Source organism: Brevibacterium sp. AGC70, from assembly GCF_057334195.1.
Genome location: NZ_JBHFIH010000014.1, coordinates 224,655 through 239,402, shown reverse-complemented (window position 1 = coordinate 239,402; position 14,748 = coordinate 224,655). Strand labels below are relative to the sequence as shown.

Annotated in this window: 17 protein-coding genes; 8 read left to right on the top strand and 9 right to left on the bottom strand. The window is 62.7% G+C overall.

Annotated features, from left to right (window positions below):
• Nucleotides 1–777: exodeoxyribonuclease VII large subunit (gene xseA, locus ACE03M_RS11320; RefSeq protein ID WP_485934019.1), on the bottom strand; the 777-nt coding region annotated here is incomplete at its 3' end.
• A gap of 189 nt (nt 778–966) precedes the next feature.
• On the opposite strand from xseA, the gene ACE03M_RS11315 reads away from it, so the two are divergent.
• Nucleotides 967–2,025: a 4-hydroxy-3-methylbut-2-enyl diphosphate reductase gene (locus tag ACE03M_RS11315; protein WP_485934305.1), complete on the top strand. Its 1,059-nt coding sequence runs from the start codon at nt 967–969 to the stop codon at nt 2,023–2,025.
• A gap of 12 nt (nt 2,026–2,037) precedes the next feature.
• Here ACE03M_RS11315 and ACE03M_RS11310 read toward each other — a convergent pair whose 3' ends face one another.
• The gene (locus ACE03M_RS11310; protein WP_485934018.1) at nt 2,038–3,222 is read right to left on the bottom strand and encodes a DNA recombination protein RmuC; all 1,185 of its coding nucleotides are present in this window, start codon (nt 3,220–3,222) and stop codon (nt 2,038–2,040) included.
• Between the two features lie 73 nt (nt 3,223–3,295).
• Between ACE03M_RS11310 and ychF the strand changes: the two genes are divergently transcribed.
• On the top strand, nt 3,296–4,381 hold the full coding sequence (gene ychF / locus ACE03M_RS11305) for a redox-regulated ATPase YchF (RefSeq protein ID WP_143921276.1): 1,086 nt from the start codon (nt 3,296–3,298) through the stop codon (nt 4,379–4,381).
• Nucleotides 4,382–4,469: 88 nt separating this feature from the next.
• Here the strand turns inward: ychF and ACE03M_RS11300 are convergent, their stop codons facing one another.
• From ACE03M_RS11300 to ACE03M_RS11285, 4 genes are all read right to left on the bottom strand, one after another.
• A complete protein-coding gene (locus ACE03M_RS11300; RefSeq protein ID WP_485934017.1) occupies nt 4,470–4,997 on the bottom strand; it encodes a CGNR zinc finger domain-containing protein in 528 nt (175 codons plus the stop codon).
• Nucleotides 4,987–5,841, bottom strand: a complete 855-nt coding sequence (locus tag ACE03M_RS11295; RefSeq protein ID WP_485934016.1) for an alpha/beta fold hydrolase — start codon at nt 5,839–5,841, stop codon at nt 4,987–4,989. The genes ACE03M_RS11300 and ACE03M_RS11295 overlap by 11 nt, the downstream gene beginning before the upstream one ends.
• 117 nt (nt 5,842–5,958) lie before the next feature.
• Complete coding sequence (locus ACE03M_RS11290) at nt 5,959–6,531, bottom strand: CDP-alcohol phosphatidyltransferase family protein (protein ID WP_485934015.1); 573 nt, start codon at nt 6,529–6,531, stop codon at nt 5,959–5,961.
• Nucleotides 6,528–7,136: a DedA family protein gene (locus ACE03M_RS11285; RefSeq protein WP_485934014.1), complete on the bottom strand. Its 609-nt coding sequence runs from the start codon at nt 7,134–7,136 to the stop codon at nt 6,528–6,530. The genes ACE03M_RS11290 and ACE03M_RS11285 overlap by 4 nt, the downstream gene beginning before the upstream one ends.
• 108 nt (nt 7,137–7,244) lie before the next feature.
• Between ACE03M_RS11285 and ACE03M_RS11280 the strand changes: the two genes are divergently transcribed.
• The 4 genes from ACE03M_RS11280 (at nt 7,245) to ACE03M_RS11265 (ending at nt 10,623) form a co-directional block, all read left to right on the top strand.
• The gene (locus ACE03M_RS11280; RefSeq protein WP_485934013.1) at nt 7,245–8,654 is read left to right on the top strand and encodes a sensor histidine kinase; all 1,410 of its coding nucleotides are present in this window, start codon (nt 7,245–7,247) and stop codon (nt 8,652–8,654) included.
• Entirely contained in the window at nt 8,651–9,334 is a 684-nt protein-coding gene (locus tag ACE03M_RS11275; RefSeq protein ID WP_485934012.1) for a response regulator transcription factor, read from the top strand. The genes ACE03M_RS11280 and ACE03M_RS11275 overlap by 4 nt, the downstream gene beginning before the upstream one ends.
• Nucleotides 9,335–9,475: 141 nt before the next feature.
• On the top strand, nt 9,476–9,778 hold the full coding sequence (locus tag ACE03M_RS11270) for a hypothetical protein (RefSeq protein WP_485934011.1): 303 nt from the start codon (nt 9,476–9,478) through the stop codon (nt 9,776–9,778).
• 209 nt (nt 9,779–9,987) lie between these two features.
• Complete coding sequence (locus ACE03M_RS11265) at nt 9,988–10,623, top strand: LysE family translocator (RefSeq protein ID WP_485934010.1); 636 nt, start codon at nt 9,988–9,990, stop codon at nt 10,621–10,623.
• 359 nt (nt 10,624–10,982) lie between these two features.
• On the opposite strand, the gene ACE03M_RS11260 is transcribed toward ACE03M_RS11265, so the two are convergent.
• On the bottom strand, nt 10,983–11,498 hold the full coding sequence (locus ACE03M_RS11260) for a tetratricopeptide repeat protein (protein WP_485934009.1): 516 nt from the start codon (nt 11,496–11,498) through the stop codon (nt 10,983–10,985).
• Between the two features lie 349 nt (nt 11,499–11,847).
• Between ACE03M_RS11260 and ACE03M_RS11255 the strand changes: the two genes are divergently transcribed.
• Nucleotides 11,848–12,201 (top strand): DUF1801 domain-containing protein, encoded by a 354-nt coding sequence (locus tag ACE03M_RS11255; protein ID WP_485934008.1) that lies wholly within the window; start codon nt 11,848–11,850, stop codon nt 12,199–12,201.
• Nucleotides 12,202–12,436: 235 nt separating this feature from the next.
• Here ACE03M_RS11255 and ACE03M_RS11250 read toward each other — a convergent pair whose 3' ends face one another.
• Nucleotides 12,437–12,838 (bottom strand): GNAT family N-acetyltransferase, encoded by a 402-nt coding sequence (locus ACE03M_RS11250; protein ID WP_485934007.1) that lies wholly within the window; start codon nt 12,836–12,838, stop codon nt 12,437–12,439.
• A gap of 423 nt (nt 12,839–13,261) precedes the next feature.
• Nucleotides 13,262–13,888, bottom strand: coding sequence for a TetR/AcrR family transcriptional regulator (locus ACE03M_RS11245; protein WP_485934006.1), 627 nt, complete (start codon nt 13,886–13,888; stop codon nt 13,262–13,264).
• A gap of 95 nt (nt 13,889–13,983) precedes the next feature.
• Between ACE03M_RS11245 and ACE03M_RS11240 the strand changes: the two genes are divergently transcribed.
• A partial coding sequence (locus ACE03M_RS11240) for an SDR family oxidoreductase (protein WP_485934005.1) occupies nt 13,984–14,748 on the top strand: 765 nt, incomplete at its 3' end.

Below are 14,748 nucleotides of genomic sequence, written 5' to 3'. Positions count from 1 at the left end.
CCCCCCCACGACGGGGGTGTTCGCCTCAGCCACGGCCCGAACCAGGGCCTCGTTGGAGAACGGCAGCAGGTCCTCCATACTTCCGCCCCCGCGAGCGATGACGATGATGTCGATCTGTGGGTCGGCATCGAGCTCGGCCAGATTCTTCATCACGCCCGGCACAGCGTCGGGGCCCTGGACAGCGCAATTGCGGATCTCGAACTCGGCGGCCGGCCAGCGCAGGGCGACGTTGCGAACGACGTCCTTCTGCGCATCGGAATCCCGGCCGGTGATGAGGCCGATCCGATTGGGCAGGAACGGCAGGCGTTTCTTCCGATTCGGGTCGAACAGTCCCTCCGCACCGAGCTGCTTCTTCAGTCGCTCGAGCCGGGCCAGCAGCTCACCGAGGCCGACAGCCCGGATGTCGTTGGCCCGCATGGTCAGACGGCCGGTCTTAGTCCAAAAGTCTGCTTTGAGGTTGGCGACGACATGGCTGCCCTCAGACAGCGGAGCTCCAGTGCGGTCAAGCACATTCTTCCAGATCTGGACCGGCAACGACATTTCGACGTCGTTATCACGCAGAGTCAGGTAGCTGGCCTTGCCGCGATGATTGAGCTCGACAACCTGTCCCTCGATCCACACACTCGACATGCGATCGATATACGACTTCATCTTGCTTGAGAGCAGACTCAGGGGCCACGGGTTCTCCGCTGTCGTCTCGCCTGCCGTCGCAGCCAGTTCCTGAGCGTCGACAGTTTCGCCGAGGGTCCCGGGAGTGCCGGAAATTCGTTGCGCCATGTTGTCTCCCCTTCCAACCCACTACCCTAACGAACGGTGGTGCCATGACGAATCATCGCCGCGCTGGAACTCAGGCGGTCGGGGATGGAATCCAGATGGTGGGAGCGTGTGATGTGGATTGCTTCACCTTTGTAGCCGTTGTTCAGGTCCCCGGCCTAAACTTAAGTTGTGACTGCGATATCTGTACCTATGCCCACCATTCCGCGCAAGCGTCTTCCTCCCGAGGACATCCGGACGCCCGAAGGCGCTGACCAGAAGGTGCTTCTGGCCGCCCCGCGCGGATACTGTGCCGGTGTTGACCGCGCAGTGATCGCCGTCGAGCGCGCACTCGAGCATTATGGTGCTCCCGTCTACGTGCGCAAGGAGATTGTGCACAACCGTCATGTGGTCGACACCCTCTCCGAACGAGGCGCGGTCTTCGTCAACGAGACTGATGAAGTTCCCGAGGGCGCTCGACTTGTGTTCTCCGCACACGGAGTGTCACCTGCAGTGCACGCCGAGGCGGCCGCTCGTGAGCTGTCCACGATCGATGCCACATGCCCACTGGTGACGAAGGTCCACCGCGAGGCAGTTCGATTCGCCCGTGACGGTTACCGAATTCTTCTGGTCGGCCACGCGGGTCACGAAGAGGTCGAAGGCACAATGGGAGAAGCTCCCGACGACATCACGCTGATCCAGAACCCTGAGGAAGCCAAGACTGTCGAGATCGGCGATGCAGAAAGCCTGGTCTGGCTGTCACAGACGACGTTGAGCGTCGACGAGACGATGGAGACGGTCAACATCCTGCGGGAACGGTTCCCCCACCTGCAGGACCCTCCAAGCGACGACATCTGCTATGCCACCTCGAACCGGCAGGTGGCCGTGAAGAAGATCGCCCCGCAGTCCGATCTGGTTCTGGTTGTCGGTTCAGCCAATTCGTCGAATTCCGTGCGTCTGGTCGAAGTTGCTCTGGAGCACGGGGCCAAGGACGCACGTCGCGTCGATTTCGCTCGAGAGGTCGACGAATCCTGGTTCCATGATGTCGCAACGGTCGGCGTGACCTCAGGAGCGAGCGTGCCGGAAGGGCTGGTCCAGGACCTTCTCAAGCTGTTGGGTGAGTACGGCTTCGGCTCGGTCGAAGAAATCGTCACAGCGGAGGAAGACATCATGTTCTCCCTGCCGCGCGAACTGCGCAAGGACCTCAAGGCCGCCGGGAAGAAGACATCGAACAAACGTGATGGCGCTGACCGGGATCACGACCTGATCTGAACGGTCTCTGGTCTAGTCGGAGCCCGCATGGCGACGTCTCAGATCAGTGGGATTCTGTGCTGCGAATGGATCCTGTCCCGCAGCGCTTGGCCGTGTGAGTTCTTCAGCGCTGACTCCGCGGCTGCGTGAGTCGAGCTCAGCAACTGCATCAAGTTCAGTGGCAACGATTCCCGTGTTCGGAAATTTTCGGGCAGTGACGAGGAACCGCGACTCCAGTGAAGAGACGAAACGATTGTAGTCCTCAACCGATCGATCCAGACTCGATCCCATCCGCGTCACGTGCGTGACCAGAGTGCCAATGCGTTCGTAGAGTTCGGTGCCGAGTTTGAGCACCTCGGCCGCAGACGTGCTCATGTCCGCCTGTCGCCAGTTGAGCGCCACGGTCTTGAGTAGAACCAGAAGCGTGGCGGGTGAGGCGAGCACGACGTTCTTGCCGAGAGCATGATCAATCATCTTCGGATAGGTAGACGCTGCCGAGGACAGCAGCCCGTCCGTGGGGACGAAGCAGACAACGAAATCCGGGGCCGAGTCGAAGGACTTCCAGTACTCTTTGGATGCCAGCGAATCGATGTGTCGCAGCAGTGCGCGAGCGTGATCATCGGCGTTGGAATCAGTACTGTCCATCCGGGCAGACAGTGGGGTCTTGGCGTCGATGATGATCGTTCCGCCGCCGGGTAGGTTCACGGTCATGTCGGGGCGATGGCGTTTGCCATCACGCACACTGCTGACCTGAGTCTCGAAATCCACATGGGGGAGGAGGCCTGCATATTCGACGATGCGTTTGAGCTGGACCTCGCCCCAGTCTCCACGCTGAGTCGTCGAATTCAGTGCGCTTGCCAGTGATCCGGTGGACTCCTGCAGTCTGAGATTCTGTTGGCTCAGGTGCCCGATCTGCGTATTGAGGCGCGTAATCTGCTCCAGCTGTGTTCGGACCTGAGACTGAAGGTTCTCCTGCAGGTGATTGACACTTGCCGCCAACGGACCGATCGCCGCGGTGATCTCACCAGCCATCTGCGCATCGGCTTCCAGATCCTCTGTCCGACTAGTGAGAATCCGAGACGTAGTCTCCGCTCTCGTGAGTCGCTCAATATAGCGAGAACGAGTGTGCGCGCGTCCGAGGAGGAAGCCGAGGAGGACGCTGATGATGATCGCCAGGATGAGGACGACGATCACTCCTGTGGCGGGGAAAGAATTCATGACTCAAGCGTGACAGACGGCACTGACACGAGATTTAGACCCGCACCTCGGCGCCGGGATAGACTTAGCTACCGTGGCTCTAACTATCGGAATCGTGGGACTGCCCAATGTCGGCAAGTCGACCATGTTTAATGCATTGACCAAGAACCAAGTTCTCGCGGCGAACTACCCGTTCGCGACGATCGAACCCAACGTTGGCGTGGTGCCGTTGCCCGACGCGCGATTGACTCGACTGGCAGAGATCTTCAGCTCGGAGCGTATCCTCAACGCGACAGTCGACTTCGTCGATATCGCAGGAATCGTCCGCGGCGCATCCGAAGGCGAGGGTCTGGGCAATCAGTTCCTGGCGAACATCCGCGAGGCTGAAGCGATCTGCCAGGTCATCCGTGGCTTCGTCGATGATGACGTGATCCACGTCGAAGGAAAGATCAGCCCAGCTGATGACATCGACACCATCAACACCGAGCTCATCCTCGCCGACCTCCAAACCTTGGAAAAGGCGCGGCCGCGGATCGAGAAGGAAGTCAAGGGCAAACGGGCGCCGGCAGAGCAGCTGACTGCCATCGACGCCGCTGTCGAGATCCTCGAGAGTGGAAAGACTCTCTATCAGGCGATGCAGGCCGACAAGTTCGACGTCACCGAGCTGCGCGAGCTTCAGCTGATGACCGTCAAGCCATTCCTCTACGTCTTCAACGTCGATGACGATGTGCTCGCCGATGAAGAGAAGAAGGCAGAGATGCGTGCATTGGTGGCACCTGTCGAAGCGATTTTCCTTGACGCCAAATTCGAGTCGGAACTCGCCGAGCTCGACGCCGAGGAAGCCCTCGAGATGCTGGAATCCACCGGTCAGGACGAAGCCGGTCTCGACAAGCTGGCTCGCGTCGGTTTCGACACTCTGGGTTTGCAGACCTACCTGACCGCTGGCCCCAAGGAATCCCGCGCCTGGACGATCCCGAAGGGCGCAACCGCCCCAGAAGCCGCCGGCGTTATTCACACCGACTTCCAAAAGGGCTTCATCAAGGCCGAGGTCGTCTCCTTCGATGACCTCGACGCCAATGGTTCGATGGCCGCAGCCAAATCAGCCGGCAAGGTCCGGATGGAAGGCAAGGAATACGTGATGGTCGACGGGGACGTGGTGGAGTTCCGGTTCAACGTGTAGAGCTAATGGCGCTCGCGAGGATTGCTCGGTGAGTTGGAATAGCGCGCTGAATGTCGTCGTGCGAGGGTCCCAGGGAGCAGGCCCTGGCTCACTTGGCAGCGGCTGCGTCGCGACTGCGGAACTGGCGCATCTTGTTGCGAGCACCGCACACGTTCATGTCGCACCACTGTCGTGTACGAGGCCGGGAGCCGTCCCAGAAGATGTACCGGCACGACTCGGCGGCACAGGCTTTCAGCCGGAGGCCCGCCGGGTCCAGGCCGTGCCGCACGATCGCCGAGATCGCCTCCGCAGCGAGTGAGGGCTCCGTAGCTTTCGGGAGGAGCGCAAGCTGGCCGGTCTCATCGATCCGCACCCCGTCCCAATGAACACTGAGCCGGCGATTCAGAGCCTCGCGAGCGTGAGCGTCAGCACGGTCCGTGAGGAAGGCGCGGATCGTCTCGCGGTCTGAGCGGAGGCTCGCGAGTTCGTCGTCGCGATGCAACGGTTCCCAGCCGTTCCATATGAACCATTGGTGTGCCGAGCCGAGGGTGCTCAGAACGTCGATGTCGTGGAGGAGAACTGCCGTGTTGCAGAGATCTATGACCTGCTGCAGCTGCGGAGGCATCTCAGAAGGCATGACGTCCCTTCAGGAGAGCAGCGAGCAACGCGCCAGGCTGGTCCTCCGGGACCATGTGGCCAGCCTGCTCGATGACGGAGAACCGGGTGTGCGAAGGCAGCTCCGCGATGAGGCGGTGGGCGTAGTCAAGATCGAGCCATTGGTCCTGCGCGCCCCAGATGACGTGCAATGGAATCGACAAGCTCGCCAGGAGATTCTGCAACGGCGCCGTGCTCTCCTCGCCTCCTTGCGCATACTGTCGATAGAAGGCCGCCCGACCGTCGCCGCTCCGCCACTGATCAATGTATTCGCGTAGGGTGGCAGGTCGGAGGCCGGTATGCGACCCTGAGCGGATCTTTGCCTGGATGAGCGAATCACTGGCCCAGCCAGGAAGCGACGCGAACACCTCCGGGTCAGTGCTCACAGCATTGAAGAACGCGCCTGCACCCCACCCACTGACGCTCGCTGCATTGATGAGAGTCAGACCGCTGAACTCGACCTTATGAATCAGAGCCGTCCGCAGTGCCACGACCCCGCCCACATCGTGCGCGATGACTCGCGGCTCTTCCGCGCCCCAGTGGCGGAGGAGGTCGCCGAAGATCTTCGTCTGCCGTTGAAGACTGAGGTCGGCCGAGGTCTTGTCGGACTGCCCGAATCCAAGCATGTCCCAGAAGTACACCGTGTGTTCTTCGGCGAGAACTGGTGCGATGTCGCGCCAGATGAACGAGGAGAACGGTGTGCCGTGGAGCAGGGCCAGTGGGGGGCCGTCGCCCATCTTCCCCCAACGCACGGTGCCGTCGGCGCAATCCCATCGTTCAGGCAGGGTCCACGGGTGATCGGCTCGAGTCGAGTTACTGGTAACCATGTGTAAACGGTAACACGAGGTTGATGTGGCGACCACGTTGCATGCCGCGCTGGGAAGACCGCGCCGTGATTGCCTACCCCGAGTTCTGGTCCCGTTGTGGGCTCGTCCCCGTGATGTTCAACGTCTGCGGTCGGTGCTCTGGGCGAGTGACTTCAAATATCCGTGCCCGGCTGCGAGGTGGAGAAGTGCACCGACTGCGCACACAATCGCGCCTGCGGCTCCGACGAGGCGAAGGCCCGGCAGCAGACCGAGCGCGACGAGCGTGATGCCCGACATGAGTACTACGGTTCGGATCTTCCCGAGCCACGACACCTCAGGCGCACGGGCCGGATGCGTGATCAGGTACGTGACGATGACTGAGACATCCACGACGGCGATGAGCAGCACCGTCCAGATGTGCAGATGGCCGGAGATGACGAAGGCGAGCACGATCGCCGCAACGCCGACGCGATCTGCGATCGAGTCGAGCATCTCTCCGATTCTGCTGGTCTGATCGAGTCTGCGCGCGAGGTATCCGTCCACCCAATCGCTGGCTCCGAATGCGGCCAGCAGAACGACCGTGAGAGTCGGATGTGCATGGTCGACGATCAGAATCGTGATCGGGGCCACCAGCGCAAGGCGTAGGAGAGTGACCGCGTTCGGAATCGTCGCCCACCGGCCACGCCGCCCTCTCGTCGAACCATCGCTCATGCTCGACTCGCCTTCCTGCGCCTCAGCAGTAGCCAGGCTGCGGCAGTCGCGACCGCGACCGCGGCGAAGGCGAGCGAGTATCGCTCGGCGAGTTCGAGAAGCGCCCCTCCGACGATCGCGCCTCCTGCGACCCATATCGTGGCCCAGACCAGTGCCGCCAGGGCACACACCCACGCGAAACGTGCGTACGTCATCGTCGAAGCGCCCGCTGCGGCCGCGACGAAGGTGCGGATTCCGGGGAGGAGCCGCGCGACGAGCACCGCCGCCCAACTCCCGGAGATCATGTCGCGCGCTCTGTCCCAGCGGTCGACGCCGAGCCGTCGAATCATCTTGGTCTCTCCGAGCCGCGGGCCGAGACGACGGCCGACGACGAAGCCGACGTGATCGCCGATGAAGGCGCCCAGCGCAGCGGCGACGACCGCGAGCAGGACAACCTCCGCTCGGTCAGCCAGCGCCACAGCCACCAGGACGAGCCCGGTCTCGCCCGGCGCGATCGCGCCGATGCCAAGGGCCGAGTCGGCGGCGGCAAACAATACGGCGCACCCCAACAGGAAGGGGATGTGGGCACCGGCCTGCTCGAGCAGCGCCTGGATGAGATCGATCATGCTGTCGACACTAGGCTCGCAGAGCGTGGCTCCGATGCTCCCGAAAGCCTGCAGTCACACTGACGAAAGTCAGTTCCTCGCGCCACGGCCCTCGAGTACGTTGAATGTATGAATGAGGACCCTCGCGAACGTAGACGGCAGACGGTCGTGGCCGGTCTGGCCTCCCTCGTCGCGGCCGCGTCCACGCGCTGGCTGTCAGACGCACCGGTGCTGACCCTGGCGATCGTGGCGATCGCGGCAATCGCCCTGGTGCTTCTCACGCCGTACGCGCTGGTGCGCGCCGTTCTCGGAGTATCCACGGCGACGGCGGTGGCCGTGCGTCTGCCGGAACCGCGTGCCGACGAGATCGTGCTGGGCCTCGTCTTCGGCCTCCTGACGGCCCCGGTCCTTGCGGCTCCTCTGATGATTCGTCGTGCGATGCACCAGCGACAGGAGTTCCAACGGCGCGGCTGGGAGCTGGCCGCAGTGGAGTCCCGTCGACGAGCAGGTGAAACCCACGCTGCCCTCCAGCGAGAGCGAATGGCACTCGCCGCGGAGATGCACGACGGCCTCGGACACTCGCTCACGCTCATCGCCGTTCGTCTGGGGCAGCTGTCCCTGGCGCAGTCGCTCTCGAACGACGACAGGGCGCAGGTCGCCAGCATCAGGGCGGCGGCAGCGGAGGCGTCCGATGAGCTCGGGCTCGCCGTTCGTCTGCTGCGGCATTCCGAGGATCCCTCTGCCGGGTGGACACCTCCGACGATCGAGGATGCGATCGCCGGAGCGCGCGACGCAGGCATGTCCGTCGACGCGCACATCGACAGCGGCCCCGCCGACCGGCTCAGCGACGAAGCATCGAACGCCGTTGCACGCATGATTCAGGAGACGCTCACCAACGCGGCCAAGCACGCCCCAGGAGAGCGCGTGACCGTCGACGTCGCGACGGATGACGAGGCGGTCGTCGCGCATGTGAGCAGCCCGCTCCGGGCTCGTGGTTCTGCGTCGAACCCACGAGGATCGGGATTCGGCCTTCACGGGCTGCGCCACCGGGCCGAGATGCTTGACGGCGAACTCGAGGTCCGTCGCGGTCCAGACGAATTCGCCGTCGCGCTCACCTTGCCGGTGCATGCACGACCGTCGGTCGACCGCGCCTCCCATCCGAATGACGTCGCCGCTGCCGAGGACGCCGCCGCCTCGGTCCGGTCTCGGGCCAGCCGAGCGGCTCTCGCGCTGCCAGTCGCGATCGCGAGTGCGGTTGCGTTCGTCGCTTTCGGATATTTCGTCCTCGCAAGCGTGGTCTCGGTCATCAGCGGTTCACAGTTCTCCGAGGTCACGGTCGGTGACGACAGAGAGACGGTCGAACGGATGCTTCCCGCGCTTGAGATGCTCGATCCGCCCCGCGACGACTTCCCTCCCCGCGCTGACGAGGAGTGCCTCTACTACGAGGCAGAGATCAGCTTCTTCGAACGGGCAGACGTCTTCGTCGTCTGCCTCGCATCCGGTGAAGTCAGCAGAACCGGGAAGGTGGCGGCGCCATGACTGGAGACCGAATCGACGACGCGACCGCCGTGCCGGCACGCATCCTGGTCGCCGACGACGACCAGATCGTTCGCGCGGGAATCGCGGCGATCCTGTCCTCGGACGACGACATGGAGATCGTGGCACACGCAGCGAACGGATCCGAGGCGATCGAAGCTGTCGACGCCCACAGGCCGGATGTCGTCCTCCTGGACATCCAGATGCCGCATCTGAACGGCATCGAAGCCCTGCGTGAGATCCGCCGACGTCGACCGGATCTTCCGGTTGCGATGCTGACGACGTTCTCGGACGACCATCTCATCTCGGACGCCATCGGCTCGGGCGCTCTGGGTTTCCTGTTGAAATCGGATGAGCCGCAGCAGCTCATCAGCGGAGTCCGCGCACTCGCACGCGGAGGCGGCGCGTTCTCGCCCCGCGTCGCACGCTGGCTGGCATCGCGCGAGCTGGAGGGACATCGTGCCGAGACATCACGACGAGATCTCGCGCGCACCCTCTCGTCGCGCCAACTGGAGCTGCTGACCCACATCGGCGAGGGACTCTCGAACGCGCAGATCGCTGCGTCCGTGCACCTGTCTGAGGGAACGGTGAAGCAGTATGTTTCACAGCTCTTCGACGAGCTCGGCATCGACAATCGCGTGCAGGCCGCGATCATCGCCTTCCGAAACGGCCTGATCGATTGAGCTCGTGGTGAAGTTCTCGACCCGAAGGCGAAAGACCGGGAGCAGTGTCGGAGCTCGTCCGACGTCTCCGACTTCGCTCGCCGCGCCAGGTCGCAACGACGTGTTCGCATCGACGTGTGACCTGAGAGCTATGTTGTCTTCATGAGTGATGAATCCGTAGTTCGGGTCTGCTGCCTTCTGTGGGCGCGGCCGGGGCAAGAAGAAGGTCTTGAGCGCTATGAGGATAGCGTCCTCGCCATCGTTCCCGAACATGGCGGACGACTTGTGCAGCGCATCCGCAGCACCACGGACGACGCGAATCCCCGCGAGGTGCAGATATTCCAGTTCACCTCTCAGGGGGCACTCGACGCCTATATCTTGGACCCGCGGCGTACGGCGCTCGCTGACGAGCGGGATCGAGTCGTAGCGCGCACCGAGCTCTTCCCTGTCGACGTGCTCACGTGATCCTCGGTGCCGGGGCACGCGCAGGGGAGCGAGGCTTGTCGTCGACAAAGCAAGCGATGGGTCAGCACCATCTCATCCGACGGCAGCGTCTCGCAGAACAGGCTGAGGCCATTCTGTGACAGCACCCTGGGAGGTCCGCCTCGAGGCGTGGCCTCGTCGTACAACGATCCCGCCAAGCGCGGACGGAACTTCGGAGGTGGAACCACGTGATGGTGAGCTGGACTGCAGTGGCGGGCATCGCTCTCGTTGAACTCGGGATGGCCATCACCCCGGGCCCGAACATGGTGTATCTGGCTGCGCGTTCGATACGTCAAGGAACACGTGCCGGTCTGACGGCGCTCGGCGGGACGGCCGTCGGGTCCGTCGTCTACCTCGTCGCCGCGACGTTGGGCCTGGCCGCGCTGTTCGCCGCGGTGCCCGCAGCGTTCTTCGCGGTCAAGCTCGCCGGGGCCGCCTACCTCGGGTACCTTGCCTGGCAGATACTGCGTCCTGCGGGGCGCTCGGCGTTCGAACCGGTGGAGGTCGAGCCGGTCCGCCCGCTGAGCCTGTTCGGAATGGGCCTGCTGACGAACCTGTTGAACCCGAAGATCGCAGTGCTCTACGCAGCGTTGCTGCCGCAGTTCATCGATCCTTTGCGAGCCGTCTGGCCGCAATTCCTGATCTTGGGTGGAGTGCAGATCCTCATCGGAGTCGCTGTCAATGGCACTGTCGTCCTCACCGCGGGTCGGCTTGCAGGTTTCCTGCGTCGCCGACCGCGCGCGATGAAAGTTCAGCGCTGGGCGTCTGGAGGTCTGCTGGCAGGGTTCGCCGTGAAATTGGCGCTCGAACCGCACCGCGCGGCGTAGGAGGCTTCATCGGAACTTCGCGTACATGCGCACCTGGGGTGGGTTCGTCTACGCGGCCTGCGGCGTCGATTCCTTCTCACACAAGGTCGTCGGCCGGCATGCCGCGATGACGAAGACGACCCCGTTGATGATCACAGCGATGCGGATGGGCCTGTGGCGGAGTGCTCGTGATGGTCATACCACCTGGTGCTGGCATCCGAATTGGAGCGGCATAGATTCGACGATGACTCATCTGCGACTACTTCTACTTCGAGGCAGTCGGCGGCAGAGTTGCCCTAGAGCACGTAAAGGGTGCCCAGCGCACGCAGATTGTATGACCGCACACGTTATTCGGCTACGGTACGCGGTGGAGTTCCGCTTCAACGTTTAGGCGGATCGTCTGAAATCGTCGACTCAGTGAGCGCGGCGGCGTAGTTACGCATCGAGCGCTGGTATCTGGGCAACATTCCTAGCTGCGATTCGATGGCGACTCGCAATGCTTCATCCTTTCGCCCGGCGCTATGGAGCGCCAGAGCCAATACAACGCGGGGTGCGGAGCCTGTCGACTCATGCGTCGGCGCAGCTTGCAGGACGGCGATCGCTTCGTCGAGGCGGCCGAGGTTGCGAAGGGTCGATCCGTATTGGACGGCGAGCTGCGCATGTCTGGCTGCGTCGAGGCCGAGTTCGAGAGCGCGTTCATACTCGGCGCCGGCCTCAGCCTCGAATCCCACGGAGTCGTACATGCCTGCGAGTTCAAATGCGGCCCTGCCGTCGGCGGCAGGGCATGCCGCGGCCACGTCGCGCATAGCAGCCACGCCGTCATCGCAATCCAACGAGGCGAAGCGCTCCCAGAGATCAGCGACGGAGGCTTCCCACTGTTCAACTGATGGTGTCATAGCACCAACTCTGCCACGAGGCGAAGCTCGTGGACATCGGACGGACGGCATCAGCGCCAAATGACCCAGAAGTTGGTCTGGGCCGGAATGCGGTTGAGTTCAGGTTCAATGTCTGACCGTAGCGGCGATAATTTGGTCTGTTCGACTCTGCTTCGACTCTCGCCGTTGTAAGCGCCTGCGGTATCCTTGGCGTGGCAGCACATGCTGCCGACTGCACTTCCAGGCGCGGACCGCCTGAAACATCGCGGAGAGGCCTGACACGTTCAGGACATGTCCGGATGAGGTGCGGCGCATCATGGCGCCGACTTCACCTGCCGATGCGAGCCATCGGCTGAGGAAAGGACATGACATGGCATCAAAGGATGAGAAGAACCTCGCACAGGTGCTCGACAAGATCGCGAAGATGGACGAACCGGAGCGGTCACTCGTGCAGCAAGTGCACGAGGTCATCATGGCTGCCGGGCCCAGACTGAAACCGCGGATCTGGTACGGTATGCCCGCCTACGCGCTCTCTGCGAGTACTCCTGCGCTGATGACGCTGCGCAACGACGAACGCGTCAACCTCGCTCTCACCGAGAAGGTTGCGCTCGTCCCTGCTGGCGGTTCCGACGGGGCAATGATGCCCGCAGCATGGTATTTCGAAACTCTCGACGAGTCCGCGGAGAAGCGCATCGCCGAGATCGTCCGCGCAGTGGCTTATTGAACGGGGTGATCGGACGCGACGTGGTGCGGTTCTGAACGCGCAACACTGCGTCGTTCGGGCCGGATCCGGGCGCGTATTCTGTTCATCGGCTCCCGGCGAGTTGAAGCGCGTCGCCGACGCCGAGGTGTCACGTGAGGTTGCCGCGTACCGGAACTCGGTCGAGTTCCGGCTCAACGTGTAGCACGAGGCTAATTGCGCGATATTCATACGTTCGTCATGTAGTGACTGTCGGACGTTATCGTAGCCCACGGCTCGTGTAGAGCGCTGTGTCGTTACTGGGGCAATCTCCATACAGAGTTTGCTCAAGGTCGACGATGCGGAACCCCATGCTTTCGTAGGCGCGGATCGCCGGTAAGTTATCCACCATTGTCTCAAGCCAGACATGTTGAGCGTCTGCGGATTCGGGCGCGTTGAGCAATGTGTTGAGAAGGACTCCGCCGACGCCCTGCCCACGCATCTGGGAGTCCACGTACAAGTGAAGGAGGCAGAGTCGTCGGTTCCAGGAGTTGAGGATACACGCATCGAATCCGCAGACCCGATCGTTGCGCATCGCCAGATATGCACTTTCCCACCCTGGGGGATCTTGCGCTAAGTGCTGGGCCAGATCGTGACGTTTGAAGGTGGGGAAGGCGAGCATCATCTCCTGCCAGGTGAACGAACCGTTGTGGAATTCAACGTCTGCGTACGTCTTGAGTGGCGTTGCTGTATCAAGGTCGATGACCGCTTCGCGGTCGTTGCTGCCATACGTCCTTACCCTCCTATTGAAGAGGCTGCGCAGACGAGTCGGCAGACTGAATCGGGAGGCACGGGGCCTGGCGTCGTTGGTCGAGCACCACCTCGTGAAATTGTGCCCCTCAGGTCGTGATGTTCTCGAGTGCACAAACTTGTCTGTAATCCGCGCCGATATTGCCGTGAGCGAACTCAGCGTGGATCAGAGATGGCTCTAAGTGCCGGAATGCGGCTGAGTTCAGGTTCACCGTTTGGTCGGACCGTCTGGAGTCGCCAAATCTAGCCCGTGCCGTTTAGCTGGCGGATATCGACCCGCCTCGTCTTCTTCGTCTTAGTCTGATGTGGGCGGCTGGGCGAGGAGCGCTTCGAGATTGTGTTCGTTGTTGCCGATACCGCTGAGGAGGGTTTGCATGATGCGGTTGGCCCAGTGGGATGCGGATTCGTTTTCGGAGCGAATGGTCGATGCTTCGTGGATCAACGCCATGTACACGCCACGTGCCCATGGGATGTCGATCCCAGGACGGAAAAGCCCGGCGTCTTGGGAGCGTTGCAGGAGAGCATCGAGGTGGGAGATGTTGCTGGGGTCGATTCCGCGTTGGTCGGTGGCGTCAAGGTCGATCAGCTGCCAGGACGCTCGCCAATCGACTTTCAGGTCGAGGGTGGCGACTGTCAACTGATACAGGGCGACCAGAGGGGGCGCTGTGTCGGTGTTCGCGCTGGCGATGGCGTCGCGGAGCTTCGTGTTGATGGCATTGACGAGAGCATCTCGGAGATCGTCTCGGGAGGAGAAGCGACGGTGCACGGTGGCGCGTGCCACGCCGGCAGCAGAGGCCACGGCTTCGAGAGTCGCAGAGGGGTCGGCAGCGAATACCTGCTCCGCCGCGATGAGGATTCGGGCGATTGATTGCTCGGCGTCGGCGCGTAGAGGTCGCGAGGATCGTTGAGGAATGTCTGGCACAAGATCAGTCTACAGTACACCTATTGACTTAACTGCGACATGTGTGTTGCAGTTAGTGTATCGGCGCTGGGCCGTTCTGAGCGGAGGAAGACATCATGGACTTACAGCTTGCGGGCAAAATTGGCCTCGTGACCGGTGCAAGTAAGGGGATTGGGTTGGAGGTGGTGCGTGTCCTCCAGAAGGAGGGAGTCACTGTGGTGACTGCCTCGCGCACGGTCACCCCGGAGCTTGCTGCGACGGGGGCGGTGACGCTGACCGGCGACCTCTCGGGCCCCGACGTTCCCGCGCGAATCGTCGCGGAGGCTCTCGGAGTGTCTGGCACGCTCGATATCCTCGTCAATAACGTCGGGGGCGGCGACGGGACACCTGTCGGCGCAGGATTTTTGGACTTCACGGATGGGCTGTGGGCATCGACTTTCGAATTGAACGTGTTTGCGGCTGTCAGGGCGACGAGGGCCGCGTTGCCCGCGCTGCTTTCATCCCACGGGGCGGTGGTGAATGTGTCCTCCGACAGTGCCCGACGACCGCACACCGCGCCGTTGCCGTATGGCGCAGCGAAAGCGGCGTTGAATGCGGTCACGAAGGGACTCTCGGAGGAGTTTGGTCCGCAGGGGGTGCGGTTCAACACCGTGTCTCCGTCCTCGACTCGGACGGCGTTGTGGGAGGGGGAGCAGAGCTTCGGTGCGGACCTGGCGTCGACGATGAACGTGACGCAACAGCAACTCATCGAAACCCTTCCCGTGCAGGCGGGCATGCTCACCGGCCGCTTCATCGAGCCACGGGAAGTCGCAACCGCCATCGCGTACCTGGTGTCGCCCCTCGCGTCCAGCGTCCACGGAGCTAACTGGATCGTCGACGCC

What these genes read in the sequence shown, in the direction of transcription:
- ACE03M_RS11315 (WP_485934305.1), top strand. Translation starts at nt 967, where the DNA reads ATGCCCACCATTCCGCGCAAGCGTCTTCCTCCCGAGGACATCCGGACG.
- ACE03M_RS11310 (WP_485934018.1), bottom strand. Translation starts at nt 3,222, where the DNA reads ATGAATTCTTTCCCCGCCACAGGAGTGATCGTCGTCCTCATCCTGGCG.
- ACE03M_RS11300 (WP_485934017.1), bottom strand. Translation starts at nt 4,997, where the DNA reads ATGCCTTCTGAGATGCCTCCGCAGCTGCAGCAGGTCATAGATCTCTGC.
- ACE03M_RS11295 (WP_485934016.1), bottom strand. Translation starts at nt 5,841, where the DNA reads ATGGTTACCAGTAACTCGACTCGAGCCGATCACCCGTGGACCCTGCCT.
- ACE03M_RS11290 (WP_485934015.1), bottom strand. Translation starts at nt 6,531, where the DNA reads ATGAGCGATGGTTCGACGAGAGGGCGGCGTGGCCGGTGGGCGACGATT.
- ACE03M_RS11285 (WP_485934014.1), bottom strand. Translation starts at nt 7,136, where the DNA reads ATGATCGATCTCATCCAGGCGCTGCTCGAGCAGGCCGGTGCCCACATC.
- ACE03M_RS11280 (WP_485934013.1), top strand. Translation starts at nt 7,245, where the DNA reads ATGAATGAGGACCCTCGCGAACGTAGACGGCAGACGGTCGTGGCCGGT.
- ACE03M_RS11275 (WP_485934012.1), top strand. Translation starts at nt 8,651, where the DNA reads ATGACTGGAGACCGAATCGACGACGCGACCGCCGTGCCGGCACGCATC.
- ACE03M_RS11270 (WP_485934011.1), top strand. Translation starts at nt 9,476, where the DNA reads ATGAGTGATGAATCCGTAGTTCGGGTCTGCTGCCTTCTGTGGGCGCGG.
- ACE03M_RS11265 (WP_485934010.1), top strand. Translation starts at nt 9,988, where the DNA reads ATGGTGAGCTGGACTGCAGTGGCGGGCATCGCTCTCGTTGAACTCGGG.
- ACE03M_RS11260 (WP_485934009.1), bottom strand. Translation starts at nt 11,498, where the DNA reads ATGACACCATCAGTTGAACAGTGGGAAGCCTCCGTCGCTGATCTCTGG.
- ACE03M_RS11255 (WP_485934008.1), top strand. Translation starts at nt 11,848, where the DNA reads ATGGCATCAAAGGATGAGAAGAACCTCGCACAGGTGCTCGACAAGATC.
- ACE03M_RS11250 (WP_485934007.1), bottom strand. Translation starts at nt 12,838, where the DNA reads ATGCTCGCCTTCCCCACCTTCAAACGTCACGATCTGGCCCAGCACTTA.